Here is an 18,462-nt window from a genome sequence, read left to right on the forward strand (position 1 = left end):
GTTCAGGCAATGCAAGCACGGGAGAATTACTTGGAGACGGCAGCGGATGGGAATGCACTAATAAAGGGAGATATACCTTTATTTCCCCCCACATTTCCCCCCACGCAGTAAAAATATTAATTAAGAACAATTCTTTTTATCAAGCAACTAATCAATCATCAAGCATTATTAGTTAAGTATCAATAATCTCAGGAAGAGGTTCAAATGGCACTTATAGTTAGTAGTAGAATTACTACATACAGTAGTTCTTAGAAGATAATGGAACCTAGTGATAAAGCTCTCGATAAAAAGAATACACCTCAAGTCCAAACATTTGCAGTTCCATTTCCTTTAAGAGAAAATCCAGAAAACTTAACTATTACTACTCATACTCCTTCTAAACCTTCTAGAGAACAAATAATAAATCAAGCAATTCAATTTCAACTAAAAGGAAATATTCTAGAAGCAAGAAAATATTATCAGTATTGCATAAATCAAGGTTTTAATGATCACCGAGTTTTTTCTAATTATGGAATAATTTTACAAGGTCTTGGTAAATCACAAGAAGCAGAATTATCGACTCGCAGAGCTATTGAACTCAATCCTAATTTCGCTAATTCTCATTCCAACCTAGGATACATCTTGAGAGATCTTGGAAAATTACAAGAAGCAGAATTATCGACTCGTAAAGCTATTGAACTTAATCCTAATTACGCAGAAGCTAATTACAATCTGGGAATCATATTGAGGGATCTAGGCAAATTAGAAGAAGCAGAATTGTCATACCGAAAAGCAATTGAAATTAAACCTGATTACGCAGAGGCTAATTACAATTTGGGAATCATATTGAAAGATCAGGGTAAATTAAAAGACGCAGAATTTTCATACCGTAAAACAATTCAAATTAAACCTGATTACGCAGAAGCTTATTCCAATCTGGGAATCATATTGAAAGATCAGGGTAAATTAAAAGACGCAGAATTTTCGTACCGCAAAGCAATTGAACTCAGACCTGATTTCGCAGAGGCGCATTTCAATCTGGGAGTCATATTGGAAGATCTTGGTAAATTAGATCAAGCTCTTTTATGTTTTGAGGCAGCAATTGATATTAATAAAAATCTTGAAAGTGCTCTAGAAGGAATAGGCAAGGTACTTTTAAAGATAGGTAATCATTCTGATGGTATTCTTAAACTAAGAGAAGCTGTTGGTTCCATCAGTTTTAATCATAAAAAATCCTCTATAACAATTAATTAAATGAAAAAAATAGCAATAGATTCAGGAAATAAAAATCCAAACTTTATTGGCTCTTGGACTATAGAACCAATATCGATTTGTGACGATCTCATCTCATACTTTGAACTTAATATTTCAAAACAAAAAAGTGGTATAGCAGGAAATAGTTTAAATCCCGATATAAAAGATAGCGTTGATATTACAATTAAGCCTAAAGAGATTATTCTTCCTGGTAATGAGACTTTTAAATTATATTTTGATCAACTTTTTGAATGCTATAAAGACTATATAGAGGACTGGACTTTTCTAGAGCAAATATCTGAAAGATTAGAGATTAGTTCTTTTAATTTACAAAGATATAAACCTGGACAACATTTTAAAAAAATACATACAGAAAGATTATCTTTGGATAGTCTTCACCGTATTTTTGCTTTTATGACTTATTTGAATGATGTTCAAGAAGGAGGGTCAACATATTTCAGTCATTATGATCTTGAGATACAACCAAAAAAAGGATTAACTTTAATTTGGCCTGCTGAATGGACTCACGCACATAAAGGCAATATACTTAAAGCAGGTTCAAAATATATCATTACGGGTTGGATGAATATTTGCTAATTAATTTTGGCATTATATTAATTGACTCTCATTATTAGTAGCTGAGGAGAAAGTAAAGTGACTGAAGTAAAAACATTCACTGTTCCATTTGATTTAGGAAAAATCAAAGAAAACATAACTATTACTACCAATACTCCTCCCAAACCGTCTAAAAAAGAAATAATTAATCAAGCATTTAAGTTTCATTCACAAGGAAACATCTCAGAAGCAGCAAAATATTATCAATATTTCATAGATCAAGGTTTCAAAGATCACAGAGTTTTTTCCAATTACGGAGTCATATTTAGCAATCTTGGAAAATTAAAAGAAGCAGAAATCTCATACCTCAAAGCAATTGAAATTAAACCTAATGACGCAAGTGTCCATTACAATCTGGGAATAATATTGAATGATCTTGGTAAGTTACAAGAAGCAGAAATCTCATACCTTAAAGCAATTGAAATTAAACCTGATCACCTAAAGGCTCATTACAATCTGGGAATCATATTGAAAGATCTTGGCAAGTTACAAGAAGCAGAATTATATACTCGCAAAGCAATTGAACTTAATCCTAATTTCGTAGATGCCTATTTAAATCTGGGAAACATATTGAAAGATCTTGGCAAGTTACAAGAAGCAGAATTATATACTCGCAAAGCAATTGAAATCAAACCTGATTACGCAGAGGCACATTCCAATCTTGGAAACATATTGAATGATCTTGGCAAACTAAAAGAATCTATTTTATGCTACGAAGAAGCGATGTGTCTTGATAAAAACCTTGATGAAGCAAAAGCAGGTCTAGGCAGCATCCTATTGAAGACTGGTAAGTTGCGGGAGGGCCTACTTAGAATAAGAGAAGCAAATGGGTCCATTAATTTTAATTATAAAAACTCTAATATCATCATTAATTAAATGAAAAAAGTTTTCATAGAAACAAATAATCTAAATCCTCATTTTATTGGATCTTGGAATCTGGAACCATTTTCTATATGTGAAGATCTTATTAACTATTTTGAACTCAATTTAGTCAAGCAAAAGAAAGGAAGAACAATAGGTGGCGTTGATACTAATCAAAAAGATAGTATTGATATTTCGATTAAACCGAAAGAAATTACTCTCCCTGGCAATGAAGCATTTAAGGCTTATTTCGAAAAACTTTTTGAATGCTATAAAAACTACATAGAAGAATGGCCTTTTTTAGAAGATTTAGCTCAAAAATTAGAAATTGGTTCCTTCAATCTTCAAAGATATAAACCTGGCCAACATTTTAAAGCAATACATACTGAACGACTAAGCATAGATAGTTGTCACCGTGTGTTTGCTTTTATGACTTTCTTAAATGATGTTGAAGAAGGTGGTTCAACGTATTTCAGTCATTATGATCTTGAAATACAACCAAGAAAAGGACTAACTTTAATATGGCCGGCTGAATGGACTCACGCACACAGAGGAAATATTTTAAGAAAAGGTTCAAAATATATCATTACTGGTTGGATCTGTTTTGCTAATTAATTTTTGATCGATATCATTTAAAACTTTTAACAAGATTTTTCTGTTCGGGTTTCTAAAAGCAAATAAATAATGGAAGATATGTGATTTTTTTGACTGACGGAAAGCATTTTTGATTTTCCTATCTTGTTGATCTGTCAACGAAGAAAACCCCGAAGTTTTTTCCTTCAGGGTTTTTTCTTGCTTAATCCTATTTCTCTTGGAGTAAAAACACCTGCTTGGTAGATGCTTTTTTAATGCCTTCAGTAATAAACAGACCAGATATATCCAACCAAGAAACTTCAATCCACCTCCACGAGAGTGAAAACTATTGACATACCTGAGATCTCTCTCCTACTGAGTTCTTAAAATCCCCCCTCTACATTTCCGATCTCTTTAGCACACTTATGGAAGGGAAGGGACTTTCTGTTCTTCTAATCCTTATGTGCTACTGCGTTATTTCTGTTTTATGAACTTATACGAACTCGCCTGAACCAATAAAGAACGAAGAGGGAGGACAGTTGAGTCAAGCTAAGTGGACTTTGATGGAGAAGCATACCGCAAGTTGATTAGATTTTGGCGTTATTCCACCCAACACATTTTAAATGTTATTTAAGGAGCACGATTACACTCTAAAATATACTTTCAAGATGAAGAGAGGGAGTCAAGATCGCTGAAGCAGTAGAGTCCCTTTCTCAATGCAAAAAATTAAGGTTTCCAATACGCATCCCATTCATCCTGAAGTTCTTTGTGCGATAAAGAGTTGTAGAAACCTCTCCACTTCTTTTCTGAATTTGCGTCAGTTGCACTCAATGACACCATTAGATCTATTGTTTCTTCTTTGGTAAAGGATTTGCCTTGATTTGATTTGAATATCACTTACGAAGCAATCTCTTCCCAAGGATCACGTGAAGATAGCTCCTGAAATGGTATCAATTTAAAATCACCTCTCCTGATACCACGACAGATTAATCCATTTGGATGTTCTCTCTTAAATATTTCAACTGCATCTTGTTTTCGTTCTGATGGAATAGTGACTTTATAAATCACATCACCTGAATCACGAATCTTATAAACAAAGTTCCAATCATATTCTTTAATATCCATTTTCAATTAACTACTTACTTATTATTGTTTTAACTCACTTTGGTCTGATGAACCAATTACACAAATGGAAACAGGTGTTTTGTCTCATGTCCCAATAATTAGGTTTGGTTAGAAATGGGTTGGAGTTCTAGCACTTGTCTTCCCGTAGGTCAGGGAAGTGGTTAGTAAAGGAAATGGATGGTTCACAAGGATAAACAAGTGCTGAACTTAAAGGGGGCGACCAAAATCTCGCCCCCTTCTTTAATGGAATTTTTTAGGTTGACCACCTAGACAAAGATAGTATATTTGTATTAGTTTTATTCCTGTTACAAGCATAAGCATCCAAAGAACCAGTGAGCAGATGCTTTTTTGTCTCTACTTCGTGATTCCTCTGATTACTACCTTCGTCAGAATCTTTATCGGAAATGAATTCCCCATCAGATATCAGTTACATGAATGAACCAGTGAGAGAAGCATTACCAACACCATCGGGGTGGTTAGTTTCTCCTGCTAGAGATTTTTGTTTGTTGTTTATAAGAGATCCCGAATCTGTGATGGTTTCGCCGACAGTTTTTACTCAACTTTGGTTTTGCACTAAAAAAGGTGTTCCAACCAGATTGAAGAACACAAGAAGATTGGACTATCAGTCTTCTTATGAAACTTGGAATGAATTGATTAGCAACGGTTGGGAATTAGTAGAACATCAGTTCAATGCTTGTGTTGATGCTGCTTAATCAACCACTTATTTCACCCAACACAAAATTGTTTCACACCAAACATCCACCCAACAAAAAAATGAACTGTATGCAACAGTATGGGCACTCCTGAATCAATCAATTTCGTTATGTCTCTTCTCCATCAGGGGTTTGGGTGTCTATGAAACATCCTGGACAAATTAAGAACGGAGAGGTAAGAGAATCGGGGGGAGTTCAAACGCACCGCAGCGAAAGGGATTGAACAGTTCAAAGGTGAATTAGCGATATTTCCCCCTACTAATACCCCTACGCAGTAAAATGCTAATCAACACACAGAAAGCAGAAAACTCCAAACCCCTTACCACAAAACGAAGTTTGTGCTATAATGTTTACATCCAAAACGGAAGATATTGCTTGAAAAAGGTTAATTACTGAATCGTAGAGGATTATTTTTACTAACTGATAAATGAGGTTTTTATTATGAAAACTATAGGAGAGAGATTGCTTCGTTTACCCGAAGTATTAGAAAGAGTAAAAGATAAAAACGATCACACACCTCACAAAGTTCCAATAGAAGAGTTTGAACAAACCTTTGACTATGGGTTGAAAGACATAACCAAATTGGATGACTTCAATCAAGTAGTTGATTGGCAAAATAGTTCGTTTTATCAAGCAACTATTCAATCATCTAGCGTTGTTAGTTAAGTATCAATAATCTCAGGAAGAGGTCCAAATGGCACTTATAATTAATAGTAGAATTACTTCATACAGAAGTTCTTAGAAGATAATGGAATCTAGTGATAAGGATCAAGGAAAAAAGAATATACCTCAAGTCAAAACATTCCCTGTTCCATTTCCTTTAGGGGAAAATAAAGACAATATCACTATTACTACTAATACTCCTTCTAAACCTTCTAAAGAACAAATAATCAATCAAGCATTTAAGTTTCATTCACAAGGCAATATTTCAGAAGCAGCGAAATATTATCAGTATTGTATAAAGCAAGGTTTTAATAATCACCTAGTTTTTTCTAATTATGGAACAATTTTACAAGGTCTAGGTAAATTACAAGACGCAGAAATCTCTACTCGCAAAGCAATTGAAATCAAACCTGATTTAGCAGAGGCACATTATAATTTAGGCAATATATTGATTGATCTTGGCAAGTTACAAGAAGCAGAATTATCTACTCGCAAAGCAATTGAACTTAATCCTGAGTTCGCAGAGGCGCATTTAAATCTGGGCAACATATTGAAAGATCTTGGTAAATTACAAGAAGCAGAATTATCTCATCGCAAAGCAATTGAACTTAAACCTGATTTAGCTGAGGCGCATTTAAATCTGGGCAACATATTGAAAGATCTTGATAAATTACAAGAAGCAGAATTATCTCATCGCAAAGCAATTGAAATTAATCCTGATTTCGCAGAGGCGCATTCCAATCTGGGAAACATATTGAAAGATCTTGGCAAATTACAAGACGCAGAATTATCTACTCGTAAAGCAATTGAAATTAGACCTGATTTAGCTGAGGCGCATTTAAATCTGGGCAACATATTGAAAGATCTTGATAAATTACAAGAAGCAGAATTATCTCATCGCAAAGCAATTGAAATTAAACCTGATTACGCACAGGCGCATTCCAATCTGGGAAACATATTGAGTGATCAGGGCAAATTAAAAGAAGCAGAATTATCTCATCGCAAAGCAATTGAACTTAATCCTCATTTCGCAGAGGCTCATTACAATCTGGGAAACATATTGAGTGATCAGGGCAAATTAAAAGAAGCAGAATTATCTCAACGCAAAGCAATTGAACTTAATCCTCATTTCGCAGAGGCTTATTCCAATCTAGGACTCATATTGATTGATATGGGCAAATTACAAGAAGCAGAAGTATCAACTCGCAGAGCAATTGATCTTGAACCTAACTCAGCAAAGTGGAAATTAAACTTAGGCATTAACCAGTTTGCTCAAGGAGATATAAATTCTTCATTAAAAACACTAGAATCAGCTTATAGATTAGAACAAAATAATAGACAAATTAATTCCTTGCGGGCGATTCTGAAAGGAAGAAAGAAGAAAAAGCCTAAAAACCTGCGAGTAGAAAATATAACAAAATCTCTATTCGATGATCAATTCGATTGGAATCCAATTGTTTTACATAGATCTGTCGAAGAAGAGCTAATTCAAAAGTTATATTCACTTAAAACCAAAGAATCTTCACGCCCAATCTATGGGAATATCCAAGGATCAGACTATTCTTTATTCGAGAATGATATCCCAATATTAAAATATTTTCAGAAAGATTTAATAAGAAAACTAAGTGAATATTTTAATTCGGAAATATCTATTACTGAATCCTTTTTCAATATAATCGTACCAAAAGATGGGGTTGGAGGGGGTAGTAAAATCCACGGACATTTAAATAGAGTAGACAGAATACCTCAGCTTGACATAGAAAAACAAAAGTTTAGTTTAGTTTATTATTTATCTATAGGTGACAAAAGTAGCAAAGATAAAGGTATATTGAAATTTCATAATCCAAATAAAGATTTTCTACCCGAAGAGGGAATGATAGTTATTTTTCCAGCATCTAGATTACATTCTGTACATTATAATGGGAAGAAAGATAGAGTTGTTATAGTAGTTAATTTTTACTTATTATAAATTAACTAAATTATACTATTAAATACTACTTTCTCAGCTAGATTAATAATATAATCTTAGATTATCTTATTAAAAGACAAAAGTATTCTCCCATTACAAGTAATACTTAAAAGTTTACTAAATAATTATGCTTTAATAATATGTTCCTACATATAAAGAATACATAGAGTAAGGAATCCAATTTCTCTTATAGTAAAAGCACCTGCTTGGTAGTTTTTTAATGCCTTAAGCAATAAACAGACCAGACATATCCACCTAAGAAACTTCAATCCCCCTCCACGCAGCAAAAACCCCCCTCCACGAGCGTGAAACCGATTGACATACCTGAGATCTCTTTCTCCTACTGAGTTCTCAAAATCCCCCTCCACATTTCCGATCTCTATGGCACACTAAGGGAACGCTTGAAACTCTTTGTCTCTCTAAACCTTTACTACTACTGTATTTTTAATCTGTTTAGAACTGCTTGAAACTCTCTTACACCAAATAAGAACGGAGAGGGAGGGATTCGAACCCTCGACAGAAGTTACCTCCTGTAACTCCTTAGCAGGGAGCCGCTTTCAACCACTCAGCCACCTCTCCATGATCAATACCTTATCAAGGAAAAGATCCAAAAGAATATATTGTGATCCTCTTTAGATGTTAAATGACAACTCTTGGAAGTCGATTTTTAAATCCACAAAGTATTTCCCATGGAATTGATCCAGATAAATCACTCCAAGTATGTGGAGAAATAACCTCCTTACCGTCTATTCCAAGAAGAGTTAGAACTTGACCAACTTTGATATCGGGTAGTGAAGTAACGTCAAACACCATTTGATCCATTGCGATTGCACCAACTTGAGGAACTAAAACGCCACCAATCGAGGCTGATATCTTTCCTGAAAGAGCCCTATTCACTCCATCCGCATACCCAATAGCCACAACAGCGAGTCTACTTTTCCTTTTTGTTATGAAAGAGTGACCGTAGCCAACCCCTGTGCCTTTTGGAACATCTCTAATCAAGGTAATTCTTGCATAAACTTTTAAGGCTGGATTTAGGTTTAAATCAGACTCAAAATCTCTATTAGGAAAATATCCATACAAACTCAGACCTACACGAACCATGTCAAAGTGAAGACGCGCATCAGAAAGTGTTCCTGCAGAGTTTGCCAAATGTCTACACAGTGATTTATTCCTTTCACCTAAATCCTTTATTACCTTATTAAATCTATTTAGTTGAATTTGCGTATAACTTTTTTTTCCATTTAGCTTTTGCTCTTCTTGATCAGCAAGAGCCAAATGACTATATATACCTTGCAAAGTAATATTCTCTAAACAATCAATTTTTTGAACCACTTCTAAAACTTCATTTAAGTTACATCCAAGTCTTGTCATACCTGTATCAACTTTTAAATGAATAATGAATTTTTTATTTTTATTTTCAGCGATATTATTACAAATAATTGCTTCTCTAATTCCACTAATTGTTGGGAGTAAATTCCAGTGAAGACAGGCATAAAGTTCTTCCCAGTTTGTAAGATTTCCAAGAATCAATATCGGACAATTTAAACCAGCTTCGCGTAGTTCAATTCCCTCTTCTAGCGTTGCAACGCCAAGGCTATCAGCACCTCCAGTTAATGCAGCTTTTGCTACTGTTTTGGCACCATGTCCATACCCATCAGCTTTAACTACTGCCATTAATAAGCAATTTTTGCCGAGAAAGTTCTTCAAAACTCTAGAATTATTTTCAATCGCTTGAGGATTAACCTCTATCCATGCGCGACTACACGGATCTGCGTTAATTATATTTTTTGGGGTCTCACCAAAAGAGATAAATTTTTCATTCGCAGATAGGTTTGGCATAATTCCACATTCAGTGAATGTAATAAGGAAAACTGCAACAAGTTTGTAATACCACTAGCATGACTCCTAAATAGCCTGCGTCCATGGGTCAGGTTCTTGTTTTAAATGCGTCCTATGAGCCATTGAACATCACTTCATGGCGTCGCGCGACAGTTTTAATGCTTAAAGGCAAGGCTGAGAGCCTTGAAGAAGATGCTTCTCACAATATTAGACAAAATATTAAAGCTCCAACAGTAATTAGGTTGAGGCAATTCATTAGGGTTCCATACCGTGACATTCCTCTCTCGCGTAAAAACATCTTCCAAAGAGATAATAATTGCTGCCAGTATTGTGGTCAAAAAAACAAAAAACTATCTATTGATCATGTTTTACCTAGAAGCAGAGGAGGCTCTGATAATTGGGAAAACGTCATAACCGCTTGTCTTCAATGCAATGTCATGAAGGGGAATAGAACTCCAGAAGAAGCAAAAATGCCATTAATGAAAAAGCCTTATAAGCCTTTAAACAACATGAGTTTCGAAACTACTAAACAAATTCATTCTGGTCTTAATAAAGAATGGGGGAAATACGTGATTGGGTGGGTAGCTTGACAGATTTCAGTCTGAAGATTGATTACTAAGCTCTTCCATTTGCCTTTTTTGTTCTTCTGCAATACATGCACCAATAATGTCCTCAAGTTGACCTGCTAAAACTTGTTCAAGAGGAAAATTAATTCCTAATCGATGATCAGTTGTACGATTATCTTTGTAGTTATATGTTCGTATCTTTTCGCTTCTATCTCCTGTCCCAACCTGAGATAATCGAGCAGATCTCTCTTTTGCATTCGCCTCTGCAATCTCTAACTCTAATAATTTGGCTCTTAAAATTTCCATAGCTCTCTCTCGATTTTGCAATTGAGAACGTTCCTGAGTACAAAAAACTCGTATACCTGTGGGCTTATGAAATAAATCAATAGCTGTTTCAACTTTATTAACATTTTGTCCCCCAGCACCTCCTGACCTGGCTGTACTAATTTCTATATCCGTAGATTCAATTATTACCTCGACTGGATCAGCCTCAGGCATTACAGCAACAGTTGCAGTTGAGGTATGCACTCGTCCTTGTGATTCAGTTGAGGGAACTCTTTGAACTCTATGAACGCCTGCTTCAAATTTTAATTGGCTATAAACGGAATCCCCTTTCACTGAAATAATCATTTCTCGAAAACCACCCACATCCGCTTCTGTCGAACTTATGGGTTTTACAACCCACCCCAATTTTTGCCCATATCTCTCATACATTCTTGCCAAGTCTCCAGCCCATAAACAAGCTTCACTGCCTCCTGCTCCTGCTCTTATCTCAAGCATTACACTCCTTTCATCTCTAGGATCTTTTGGTAAAAGTGCTAAAGTCAATGTCTGAATCAATTCGCTTTTTGATAATTCGAGATTTTGAAGTTCCTCTCTAGCCAAAAGTTCCATCTCCTTATCATCTTTACTCTCTTTAACTAAACTTTTTGCCTCTTTACATTCTTTTTCTATAATCTGGAGTTTCAAAAAATCGTTAACCAAAGGCTCTAAACGAGATCGTTCTCTGGCAATTTTTTCTAGTTGTTTGGGATCTGATGCAACATCTGGGTCAGCCAGTTGCAACTCCAAGTTTTGAAAACTACTTTTAGCTGTTTCTAATCGTTTTATTAGGGTTGAAGAATCCATTCTTTGTATTCCCTAAATCTTTAGATCAAAGGATATCAACTTTCTTTTTTTTCTTTTGGAGATTTATCTTTTTCTTCGCTTGAGTCCGATGAAGCCATACCATATTTTCTCATAAATCTATCAACTCTTCCTTCAGTATCTAAAATCTTCTGGGTGCCTGTAAAGAAAGGATGGTTTCCACTCCAAACATCCACCTGAATTTCAGGCTGGGTAGAACCTGTTGTCATTACAACTTCTCCATTACAAATAACCTTTGCTTCTGGATACCAAGTTGGATGTATATCTGATTTAGGCATGTTAAGAAAAGAGCAAGATTTAAGATAAAAAGTAAAATTATCTCTTTGAGAATTGTGGAGCTTTACGAGCTTTTTTGAGACCATATTTACGCCTCTCTTTAGCCCTAGGATCACGACTAAGATGACCCTCTACTTTAAGAGGCTTACGGTTATCAAGTGACAAGTCACATAAAGCCCTGGCAGCGCCCTGCTTTATAGCATCAGACTGACCTGTCAAACCCCCTCCATAAACATTTACCAAAACATCATATGATTCACTAAGGCCTAAAGTTTTTAAAGGAGCTTTAACAGCAGATATGTAAGCAGGATTAAAATTCAAATAATGATCGCCAGGCCGACCATTAATGGTGATTTCACCTTTGCCAGGGGTTAACCTTACTCTCGCTACAGATGTCTTACGTCTACCAGTCCCCCAGTAAACTACTTTATTTGTGGAACTAGTCATTTCGAAACAGATTCATAATTTAATTGAAGGGTTTTAGGTTCTTGGGCTGAATGAGGATGGTCAGAGCCTTTATAAACCTTGAGTTTAGTAAATAGTTGCCTTCCTAACCTTGTGTGAGGCAACATCCCTTTGATTGCCTTTTCAACTATTCTCTCTGGAATTCTAGATTGAAGAGCCTTAAAAGTTTCAACTTTCATTCCTCCTGGACGCCCAGAGTGTCGTCGATAAAGTTTTTGCTCAGCTTTTTTGCCAGTAACTTTAATCTTTTCTGCATTTACGACAATAACAAAATCACCAGTATCTAAATGAGGGGTGAAATTTGGCTTTGTTTTACCCCTTAATACACTAGCAACTTCAGTTGCTAGTCGACCAAGAGTCTGATTCTCTGCATCCACCAAAAACCACTGGCGATCAATTGAATCCGGTGATGGAACTGATGTCTTGTTCATTTTACCTGAACACTTTTAACGCTGAATAAGCATTATCGTGTTGATAATACTGTTTAAGGAAGTTATCAAGTCAAATAATTGATCTGATTCTTCAGGAAATTGATTCTACACTTCCATGGCTGAAATCTGGCCTTTTTGTACTCATAAAATTTAAATTGCAGATTTAATAAAAGTCCAAGTTTCTTTTTATTCAATTTTTACATAGTCAAATTTATATAAGAATTAAATTATTGGCAGGGTAAAGCTTGGAAAAGTGTCAAAACTTTTCTCTTTTGAAAATATTATTTCATCGTAGCCAACTCTAATCAAACAAAGTCCATGGGGAGGAGCAGCTTCCTTAACCTCTGAACGCAAACGCTCTCTCCATCTACATTTAAATTGATCAAGAGTCAGTCTCTTTTCTCCAACAGCCACTAATTGTCCCATCAAAAGTCTTACCATTCCATACAAAAAGCCACTGGCCTGTATTTCAGTTGTAACTATGTCCCCATCACGACGAATAGAAACTTCTTGCACCGTTGTAAATGAATTAGACCTATTACTTCCTGCTTTTTGAAACGCGGCGAAATCATGCAAACCAATTAAGTCATTCAATGCATCCTTCATCAAATTTATATCTAATCGAACTCTATATTTGTGCCAACAGACGTTTTGGATAAAAAGGTTTGGACAAGAACTATTAAAGATAGAATATCTATACCTTCTGTATTTTGCCGAATAGCAAGCATGCCAATTTCTTGGCACATTAACAGCTTCAAGAACTTTAATAGATTTAGGGAGTCTTCCATTCAATGCTGAAGCCCATTTGTGAAAGGGAATTGGTCCAACACAATCAAAATGAACAACCTGCCCAGAAGCATGAACACCTGCATCAGTTCTACCTGCCGCTATAGCTTTGACTGGTCTAATTGGATCTATTTCTGCAATTTTTTCTTCTAAAATTCCTTGAACAGTTATACGATCTTTTTGATTTTGCCAACCACTAAAAACTGATCCATCGTATTGAATAACAAGTGCAATTCTCTTAATCAAATTAGATTAAAACAAATAAATTAATTAACAAAGTTATAGTTCTAAATTTCATAGAAGAAGATTAAATGTCCTACACAAGTTCAACTATGGCCATTTCAGAATTATCACCACGACGTGGAGTTGTTCTAACGATTCTTGTATACCCACCTTGACGATCTCCATATCTTTCTTGAGCCTTTTCAAAAAGAGCATGAACTAATTGCTTATCGTATACATATCCTATGGCTCTTCTCCTTGAAGCAAGACTTCCATCCTTAGCCAAAGTAATCATTCTTTCAGTTTCATCTCTCAAGGCTTTTGCTCTAGCTTTGGTTGTTGTAACTCTACCCTCACGAATTAATTGAGTAGTTAATCCTCTTAGAAGTGCCTTCCTTTGGTCAGCAGGAAGACTCAGTTGGGGTATTCGACGTTGATGACGCATTGGATTAGCTTTGAAATGTGGTAATAAAAACCGAAAGTTATGCAGAAGTTCTACTTTGCGGAATAGAAATTCCTATTCTCTCTAGAGCCTCAATAACTTCATCAGCAGATTTAGAACCGAAGTTCTTAATTTCCAACAAATCCTCATAACTGAAACCCATCAGGTCTGAAACAGAATTCACTTGGGCACGTTTTAGGCAGTTGTAAGCTCTTACTGATAAGTTTAACTCCTCAAGGGGTATTTGAGCCTCAGCCGCAGGCTCAGGCTCTTCAGGAATCTCTTCTACCATTGATACCGTGGCAAGAGGTTGAAAAAGTTCGATTAATTGATTTGCAGCTTCAGCCAATGCATCGTCTGGAGAGGTTGATCCATCAGTGACTAACTCCATTTTTAATCGTTCTCTAGTAGAACCTCCTTCTGCTACAGCTGTTTCATCAATAGTAAAATTGACTCTAGTTATGGGCATAAATACAGCGTCAATTTGAAGTAAATCAATTGCACTTGTCTCTTCGTTTCTTCTATCGACTGGTCGATAACCAATACCTCTCTCTACATGCAATTCAAGTTCTAAGTTATGACCCTCATGAACTGTTGCTATTGGACGGTCACCATCAACAACTTCAACTTGAGAAGAAAACTGAATATCCTTTGCTTTGACTTCAGCAGGACCAGTAACCACAAGTCTTCCTATTTCAAGTTCTTGACTGCGACTATCTACTGAAATTTGTTTGCAATTTAAAAGAATATCTAAAACGTCTTCTCTTACTCCTGGAATTGTTGCATATTCGTGATTGACACCTGCGATCCTTACAGCAGTGACTGCACTGCCCTCAAGTCCGCCCATTAAGACTCTTCGTAAAGAATTACCCAGAGTTGTAGCCTGACCTCTTTCAAGAGGTCCAATTAGGAAGACACCTGTTTGGGAACGATCATTAGAAACTTGATGGTCGATCCTGTCAATCTGGTATTGCAACACGGTCTAATGCGATGTGGAAAGAAAAGAAAGTTTCACTTAAGTGAATAGAATTTAAACGCGTCTGCGTTTAGGCCTCCTACAACCATTATGAGGAAGAGGAGTTACATCTCTAATCAAAGTAATTTCAAGTCCAGCTACTTGCAACGCCCGTATTGCGGTTTCACGACCAGAGCCTGGTCCTCTTACAAGTACTTCTATTTGACGCATCCCTTGCTCTAGGGCTCTTCTAGCGGCAACTTCAGCCGCAGTTTGAGCAGCAAAAGGTGTGCCTTTTCGAGCTCCTTTAAATCCGCTTGCTCCTGCTGATGACCAGGAAATAACTTCACCTGATGTGTCAGTAATGGAGACAATGGTGTTATTGAAGGTACTTTGAATATGCACAACTCCATTTGGAACATTGCGCTTAGACTTCTTAGAACCGGATTTCTTTGAGGTTGTAGCCATTAGGCTGTGACTTATTTAAAAGAATTAAAAATTAACAAGTTGTAAGCAGGAGACTTAAGAAATTATTTCTTTCTTCCTGCAACAGTTTTTCTCGCCCCTCTACGAGTACGAGCATTGGTCCTAGTTCGTTGTCCACGAACCGGCAAACTCATTCTATGCCTACGTCCACGTATACATCCAATGTCCTGAAGTCTTTTGAGTGCCATTCCTTCTTGGCGCCTCAAATCTCCTTCAAGAGTGAACTCTTCAGTAACCGCTCTGAGCTTCTGAACATCACTATCGTCTAAATCCTTTACACGAATATCAGGATTGACTCCTGATTTTTCGAGGATATTCTGGGCTCTGTTCAAGCCAATACCATAGATGTATGTAAGGGCAACTTCAACCCGCTTTTCACGAGGTATGTCGATGCCTGCAATCCGTGCCACTTAGGGAATAAATCGAAGAGGACAATTAAAGTCATCATAATTTAAAGATGACTCTTATTTGAGAAGTAAACGAAAAGAAAATTAATCGTTTAAGACTTCTAAGAAAAGTCAGGAATTATCCCTGACGCTGTTTGTTACGAGGCCTTTTCTTGTTGATCACATAGATTCGGCCTCTGCGCCTCACGATCTGATCGTCAGGACTGATTTTTTTGACTGAGGATCTGACCTTCATTTGGCTAGACTCTCCTATTTCCAAACATTAAGCTTACTACATCATGTGCCTAAAGCTTTCTCAATACATGAAAACACAACATCTATGTCAGCATTACCATCTATCTCCTCAAGAATTCCTTGATTTGTATACAAATCAATCAGGGGAGCAGTTTTTTCTCTGTAGATTTTGAGCCTATTAATGATTACTCCTTCAGTATCATCCTCTCTTCCTCTTGCTAAAAGCCTTTTAGTTAAATAATCATCTGCAATTTTTATTAATACAACTGCCTCCATAGGTTGATTGATTTTGACTAAAAGTTGTTTTAGCGCATTTGCTTGATTAACATTTCTTGGGAAACCGTCTAGCAACCAACCTTGCTTAATTTTTTCCAATCTTCTCTCAACAATTGAGAGAACCAATTCATCACTTACTAACTCTCCTTTATTCATAACCTCCGCAGCTTTAACCCCTAAAACAGATCCAGAGGAGACCTCATCTCTAAGTAAATCTCCAGTTGAAAGATGATCTAATCCATACTTTTCACAAAATAGTTTTGCTTGCGTCCCTTTACCTGCTCCTGGAGGACCAAGGAATAATAATTTTTTTTTCATAGGAAAATCATACTAAAAATTTTATTGGCGAACTAAACCTTCATATCTTTGAGAAATAACATAAGTTTGAACTTGCTTGGATGTATCTATTGCGACTCCTACCAAAATCAATAATGAAGTTGCTCCAAGACCTTGAAAAGTTTGAACATTAGTTGCTCTCTCTACCGCAGCAGGGACAATAGCTACTGACCCAAGGAATAATCCACCAAGTAAGGTTAGACGATTTTGAACGCCTGAAAGATAAGTAGCTGTAGAGCCTCCTGGCCTTACACCTGGAATTGCAACACCACCTTTTTTTAAATTAGATGCAATATCTATTGGGTTAATTGTTAAAGAGGCATAAAAATATGCAAAACCCAATATTAAAGCAAAGAAAGTGATTGCATATGGCCAAGGATTTGACGAACCCGGATTGAGTGAACTAGCAGCTTTAATAAGTAAGGGATTTTGAGTAAAATTCGCAATTGTTATTGGAAGAAAAATCAAAGCGGATGCAAAAATTATCGGCATGACACCCCCTGCATTTAATTTCAGAGGAAGATAGCTTTGTCTTGTTGGCAATAGCGCAGTCCCTCCCATCTGACTTTTGGCACTGACTATTGGAATTCTTCTCGCTCCTTCTTGAACAAAAATAATACCTACGATTGTTATTAAAAACACCATCAAAAGAATTATTATTCCAAGAACGTCAGCTCTATCTCCAGTTTGAGCTTTTTCAATTGTAGAACTTAGTGCCTTAGGTAAAGTTGCCACAATATTCAGGAAAATAACTAATGAAGCTCCTTGGCCTATCCCTTTTTCAGTAATAATTTCACTAAGCCACATAACAATCATAGATCCCGTAACTAATGCCAAGGATGTTTGAATGACAAATTCGGTTTCGCCGAGTCCCTCTACTGAATACTGTCTAAGAATTAATGCAAAAACTGTACTTTGAACTAATCCCCAACCTAAAGCAACATATCTAGTAATTTGAGCAATCTTCCTTCTTCCTGCCTCTCCTTCATTCTTCTGCAGATCCTCCAATTGAGGTAATGAGGCAGTAAGCAACTGGATAATTATTGAGGCATTAATGAATGGAAGAATCCCTAGTGCAAAAATGCCCAAAGTTGAAATACCACCACCAGTGAAAATATCGAGAAATCCAATCAATTGCCCTCCCTGATCAATAAAAGTTTTAAAAGCCTCTCTATCTATTCCAGGCATAGGAATGTAAATTCCTAATCGAACAATCAACAATAAACCTAGAGTTGTGATGACTCTTCCCCTTAGCTCTTCATTAGTAAAAAGCTGGGTTATTACTTCACCTGCGCTTGGGTTTCGACCGCGACTTATTAACATTTAATAATAATAATAAATTATTTAAGTTAATTTATAGAAGTTTTATTTTTAGTCATAAAGAAATTAAGTATACACCTCACATGAACCGCCAACTTTTTCAATTTTCTTTTTAGCAGTTAAGGTAAATGCTGCAGCTTGAACTGTCAATTTAACTTCCAATTTTCCATTACCTAAGATTTTTAGGGGATCTTTGGGCTTTGTAAGGATACCTTCCTTTACCAAAGAATCTAGGTTAACAACAGTTCCATCTTTCAAAGAATTCAAGCTTGAAACGTTGAGAACAGTAAAGTTTTTCTGATTGACTATCGGGAAATGCTTGAGTTTTGGAACTCGCCTATACAAAGGCATCTGACCACCCTCAAACCCTGGCCGAGTCGGTCTTCCAGATCTAGATTTTTGCCCCCTCATCCCAAAGCCACAACTTGCTCCCTGGCCAGCGGCGATGCCTCGACCTTTACGCATTTTTTTACGTCTAGATCCTTTATTTGACTGAAGAGTTTCTAATTTAATAATCATG

The 18,462-nt window shown here is 36.2% G+C and carries 24 protein-coding genes and 1 tRNA gene; 8 read left to right on the forward strand and 17 right to left on the reverse strand.

What is annotated here, in order from left to right:
* Positions 1 to 258 precede the first annotated feature (258 nt).
* The 4 genes from AC6EJB_RS06585 to AC6EJB_RS06600 are packed head-to-tail and all read left to right on the forward strand — an operon-like array spanning position 259 to position 3,324.
* Positions 259 to 1,233 (forward strand): tetratricopeptide repeat protein, encoded by a 975-nt coding sequence (locus tag AC6EJB_RS06585; RefSeq protein ID WP_498490552.1) that lies wholly within the window; start codon positions 259 to 261, stop codon positions 1,231 to 1,233.
* Positions 1,234 to 1,830 (forward strand): 2OG-Fe(II) oxygenase, encoded by a 597-nt coding sequence (locus AC6EJB_RS06590; RefSeq protein ID WP_498490553.1) that lies wholly within the window; start codon positions 1,234 to 1,236, stop codon positions 1,828 to 1,830. It begins immediately after the preceding gene.
* A 57-nt stretch (positions 1,831 to 1,887) separates the two neighbouring features.
* Complete coding sequence (locus AC6EJB_RS06595; protein WP_498490554.1) at positions 1,888 to 2,724, forward strand: tetratricopeptide repeat protein; 837 nt, start codon at positions 1,888 to 1,890, stop codon at positions 2,722 to 2,724.
* Positions 2,725 to 3,324 carry a 2OG-Fe(II) oxygenase gene (locus tag AC6EJB_RS06600; protein WP_498490555.1) on the forward strand — a complete coding sequence of 200 codons (600 nt, stop codon included), beginning with the start codon at positions 2,725 to 2,727 and terminating at the stop codon, positions 3,322 to 3,324.
* Positions 3,325 to 4,008: 684 nt separating this feature from the next.
* Here the strand turns inward: AC6EJB_RS06600 and AC6EJB_RS06605 are convergent.
* Both AC6EJB_RS06605 and AC6EJB_RS06610 read right to left on the reverse strand, forming a co-directional pair.
* A complete protein-coding gene (locus tag AC6EJB_RS06605; protein ID WP_498490556.1) occupies positions 4,009 to 4,179 on the reverse strand; it encodes a hypothetical protein in 171 nt (56 codons plus the stop codon).
* Positions 4,180 to 4,407, reverse strand: coding sequence for a hypothetical protein (locus AC6EJB_RS06610; RefSeq protein WP_498490557.1), 228 nt, complete (start codon positions 4,405 to 4,407; stop codon positions 4,180 to 4,182).
* Between the two features lie 404 nt (positions 4,408 to 4,811).
* Here AC6EJB_RS06610 and AC6EJB_RS06615 point away from each other — a divergent pair, with 404 nt between their 5' ends.
* The 3 genes from AC6EJB_RS06615 to AC6EJB_RS06625 all read left to right on the forward strand — a co-directional run bounded on the left by AC6EJB_RS06615 (position 4,812) and on the right by AC6EJB_RS06625 (position 7,752).
* Entirely contained in the window at positions 4,812 to 5,120 is a 309-nt protein-coding gene (locus AC6EJB_RS06615) for a DUF1651 domain-containing protein (protein ID WP_498490558.1), read from the forward strand.
* 441 nt (positions 5,121 to 5,561) lie between these two features.
* Positions 5,562 to 5,786 carry a hypothetical protein gene (locus tag AC6EJB_RS06620; protein ID WP_498490559.1) on the forward strand — a complete coding sequence of 75 codons (225 nt, stop codon included), beginning with the start codon at positions 5,562 to 5,564 and terminating at the stop codon, positions 5,784 to 5,786.
* Positions 5,787 to 5,868: 82 nt separating this feature from the next.
* A complete protein-coding gene (locus AC6EJB_RS06625) occupies positions 5,869 to 7,752 on the forward strand; it encodes a tetratricopeptide repeat protein (RefSeq protein ID WP_498490560.1) in 1,884 nt (627 codons plus the stop codon).
* A gap of 490 nt (positions 7,753 to 8,242) precedes the next feature.
* On the opposite strand, the gene AC6EJB_RS06630 is transcribed toward AC6EJB_RS06625, so the two are convergent.
* Positions 8,243 to 8,331 (reverse strand) — tRNA-Ser (locus AC6EJB_RS06630).
* 60 nt (positions 8,332 to 8,391) lie between these two features.
* Complete coding sequence (gene alr, locus AC6EJB_RS06635) at positions 8,392 to 9,594, reverse strand: alanine racemase (protein ID WP_498490561.1); 1,203 nt, start codon at positions 9,592 to 9,594, stop codon at positions 8,392 to 8,394.
* 83 nt (positions 9,595 to 9,677) lie between these two features.
* Between alr and AC6EJB_RS06640 the strand changes: the two genes are divergently transcribed.
* On the forward strand, positions 9,678 to 10,184 hold the full coding sequence (locus tag AC6EJB_RS06640; RefSeq protein ID WP_498490562.1) for an HNH endonuclease: 507 nt from the start codon (positions 9,678 to 9,680) through the stop codon (positions 10,182 to 10,184).
* Between the two features lie 6 nt (positions 10,185 to 10,190).
* Here the strand turns inward: AC6EJB_RS06640 and prfA are convergent, their stop codons facing one another.
* The 13 genes from prfA to rplO all read right to left on the reverse strand — a co-directional run bounded on the left by prfA (position 10,191) and on the right by rplO (position 18,461).
* Entirely contained in the window at positions 10,191 to 11,288 is a 1,098-nt protein-coding gene (gene prfA / locus AC6EJB_RS06645) for a peptide chain release factor 1 (protein WP_498490563.1), read from the reverse strand.
* Between the two features lie 35 nt (positions 11,289 to 11,323).
* On the reverse strand, positions 11,324 to 11,584 hold the full coding sequence (rpmE, locus tag AC6EJB_RS06650) for a 50S ribosomal protein L31 (protein WP_498490564.1): 261 nt from the start codon (positions 11,582 to 11,584) through the stop codon (positions 11,324 to 11,326).
* 37 nt (positions 11,585 to 11,621) lie between these two features.
* Positions 11,622 to 12,029 carry a 30S ribosomal protein S9 gene (rpsI, locus tag AC6EJB_RS06655; protein ID WP_498490565.1) on the reverse strand — a complete coding sequence of 136 codons (408 nt, stop codon included), beginning with the start codon at positions 12,027 to 12,029 and terminating at the stop codon, positions 11,622 to 11,624.
* On the reverse strand, positions 12,026 to 12,478 hold the full coding sequence (rplM, locus tag AC6EJB_RS06660; protein ID WP_498490566.1) for a 50S ribosomal protein L13: 453 nt from the start codon (positions 12,476 to 12,478) through the stop codon (positions 12,026 to 12,028). The genes rpsI and rplM overlap by 4 nt, the downstream gene beginning before the upstream one ends.
* Positions 12,479 to 12,700: 222 nt before the next feature.
* Positions 12,701 to 13,510, reverse strand: a complete 810-nt coding sequence (gene truA, locus AC6EJB_RS06665) for a tRNA pseudouridine(38-40) synthase TruA (RefSeq protein ID WP_498490567.1) — start codon at positions 13,508 to 13,510, stop codon at positions 12,701 to 12,703.
* Between the two features lie 70 nt (positions 13,511 to 13,580).
* Positions 13,581 to 13,931, reverse strand: coding sequence for a 50S ribosomal protein L17 (gene rplQ, locus AC6EJB_RS06670; protein ID WP_498490568.1), 351 nt, complete (start codon positions 13,929 to 13,931; stop codon positions 13,581 to 13,583).
* 37 nt (positions 13,932 to 13,968) lie between these two features.
* Positions 13,969 to 14,907 carry a DNA-directed RNA polymerase subunit alpha gene (locus AC6EJB_RS06675; RefSeq protein WP_498490569.1) on the reverse strand — a complete coding sequence of 313 codons (939 nt, stop codon included), beginning with the start codon at positions 14,905 to 14,907 and terminating at the stop codon, positions 13,969 to 13,971.
* A 51-nt stretch (positions 14,908 to 14,958) separates the two neighbouring features.
* Positions 14,959 to 15,351, reverse strand: a complete 393-nt coding sequence (gene rpsK / locus AC6EJB_RS06680; protein WP_269611556.1) for a 30S ribosomal protein S11 — start codon at positions 15,349 to 15,351, stop codon at positions 14,959 to 14,961.
* A 62-nt stretch (positions 15,352 to 15,413) separates the two neighbouring features.
* A complete protein-coding gene (gene rpsM, locus AC6EJB_RS06685) occupies positions 15,414 to 15,779 on the reverse strand; it encodes a 30S ribosomal protein S13 (RefSeq protein WP_498490570.1) in 366 nt (121 codons plus the stop codon).
* Between the two features lie 115 nt (positions 15,780 to 15,894).
* The gene (gene rpmJ, locus AC6EJB_RS06690) at positions 15,895 to 16,011 is read right to left on the reverse strand and encodes a 50S ribosomal protein L36 (protein ID WP_011295453.1); all 117 of its coding nucleotides are present in this window, start codon (positions 16,009 to 16,011) and stop codon (positions 15,895 to 15,897) included.
* A 41-nt stretch (positions 16,012 to 16,052) separates the two neighbouring features.
* The gene (locus AC6EJB_RS06695) at positions 16,053 to 16,604 is read right to left on the reverse strand and encodes an adenylate kinase (protein WP_498490571.1); all 552 of its coding nucleotides are present in this window, start codon (positions 16,602 to 16,604) and stop codon (positions 16,053 to 16,055) included.
* Between the two features lie 21 nt (positions 16,605 to 16,625).
* Entirely contained in the window at positions 16,626 to 17,945 is a 1,320-nt protein-coding gene (gene secY, locus AC6EJB_RS06700) for a preprotein translocase subunit SecY (protein ID WP_498490572.1), read from the reverse strand.
* 63 nt (positions 17,946 to 18,008) lie between these two features.
* Positions 18,009 to 18,461, reverse strand: coding sequence for a 50S ribosomal protein L15 (rplO, locus tag AC6EJB_RS06705; protein WP_498490573.1), 453 nt, complete (start codon positions 18,459 to 18,461; stop codon positions 18,009 to 18,011).
* Position 18,462: the final 1 nt, after the last annotated feature.

This window comes from Prochlorococcus sp. G4PB17, from assembly GCF_059772445.1.

What these genes read in the sequence shown, in the direction of transcription:
- AC6EJB_RS06585 (WP_498490552.1), top strand. Translation starts at nt 259, where the DNA reads ATGGAACCTAGTGATAAAGCTCTCGATAAAAAGAATACACCTCAAGTC.
- AC6EJB_RS06590 (WP_498490553.1), top strand. Translation starts at nt 1,234, where the DNA reads ATGAAAAAAATAGCAATAGATTCAGGAAATAAAAATCCAAACTTTATT.
- AC6EJB_RS06600 (WP_498490555.1), top strand. Translation starts at nt 2,725, where the DNA reads ATGAAAAAAGTTTTCATAGAAACAAATAATCTAAATCCTCATTTTATT.
- AC6EJB_RS06610 (WP_498490557.1), bottom strand. Translation starts at nt 4,407, where the DNA reads ATGGATATTAAAGAATATGATTGGAACTTTGTTTATAAGATTCGTGAT.
- AC6EJB_RS06615 (WP_498490558.1), top strand. Translation starts at nt 4,812, where the DNA reads ATGAATTCCCCATCAGATATCAGTTACATGAATGAACCAGTGAGAGAA.
- AC6EJB_RS06620 (WP_498490559.1), top strand. Translation starts at nt 5,562, where the DNA reads ATGAAAACTATAGGAGAGAGATTGCTTCGTTTACCCGAAGTATTAGAA.
- AC6EJB_RS06625 (WP_498490560.1), top strand. Translation starts at nt 5,869, where the DNA reads ATGGAATCTAGTGATAAGGATCAAGGAAAAAAGAATATACCTCAAGTC.
- alr (WP_498490561.1), bottom strand. Translation starts at nt 9,594, where the DNA reads ATGCCAAACCTATCTGCGAATGAAAAATTTATCTCTTTTGGTGAGACC.
- AC6EJB_RS06640 (WP_498490562.1), top strand. Translation starts at nt 9,678, where the DNA reads ATGGGTCAGGTTCTTGTTTTAAATGCGTCCTATGAGCCATTGAACATC.
- prfA (WP_498490563.1), bottom strand. Translation starts at nt 11,288, where the DNA reads ATGGATTCTTCAACCCTAATAAAACGATTAGAAACAGCTAAAAGTAGT.
- rpmE (WP_498490564.1), bottom strand. Translation starts at nt 11,584, where the DNA reads ATGCCTAAATCAGATATACATCCAACTTGGTATCCAGAAGCAAAGGTT.
- rpsI (WP_498490565.1), bottom strand. Translation starts at nt 12,029, where the DNA reads ATGACTAGTTCCACAAATAAAGTAGTTTACTGGGGGACTGGTAGACGT.
- rplM (WP_498490566.1), bottom strand. Translation starts at nt 12,478, where the DNA reads ATGAACAAGACATCAGTTCCATCACCGGATTCAATTGATCGCCAGTGG.
- rplQ (WP_498490568.1), bottom strand. Translation starts at nt 13,931, where the DNA reads ATGCGTCATCAACGTCGAATACCCCAACTGAGTCTTCCTGCTGACCAA.
- rpsK (WP_269611556.1), bottom strand. Translation starts at nt 15,351, where the DNA reads ATGGCTACAACCTCAAAGAAATCCGGTTCTAAGAAGTCTAAGCGCAAT.
- rpmJ (WP_011295453.1), bottom strand. Translation starts at nt 16,011, where the DNA reads ATGAAGGTCAGATCCTCAGTCAAAAAAATCAGTCCTGACGATCAGATC.
- AC6EJB_RS06695 (WP_498490571.1), bottom strand. Translation starts at nt 16,604, where the DNA reads ATGAAAAAAAAATTATTATTCCTTGGTCCTCCAGGAGCAGGTAAAGGG.
- secY (WP_498490572.1), bottom strand. Translation starts at nt 17,945, where the DNA reads ATGTTAATAAGTCGCGGTCGAAACCCAAGCGCAGGTGAAGTAATAACC.
- rplO (WP_498490573.1), bottom strand. Translation starts at nt 18,461, where the DNA reads ATGATTATTAAATTAGAAACTCTTCAGTCAAATAAAGGATCTAGACGT.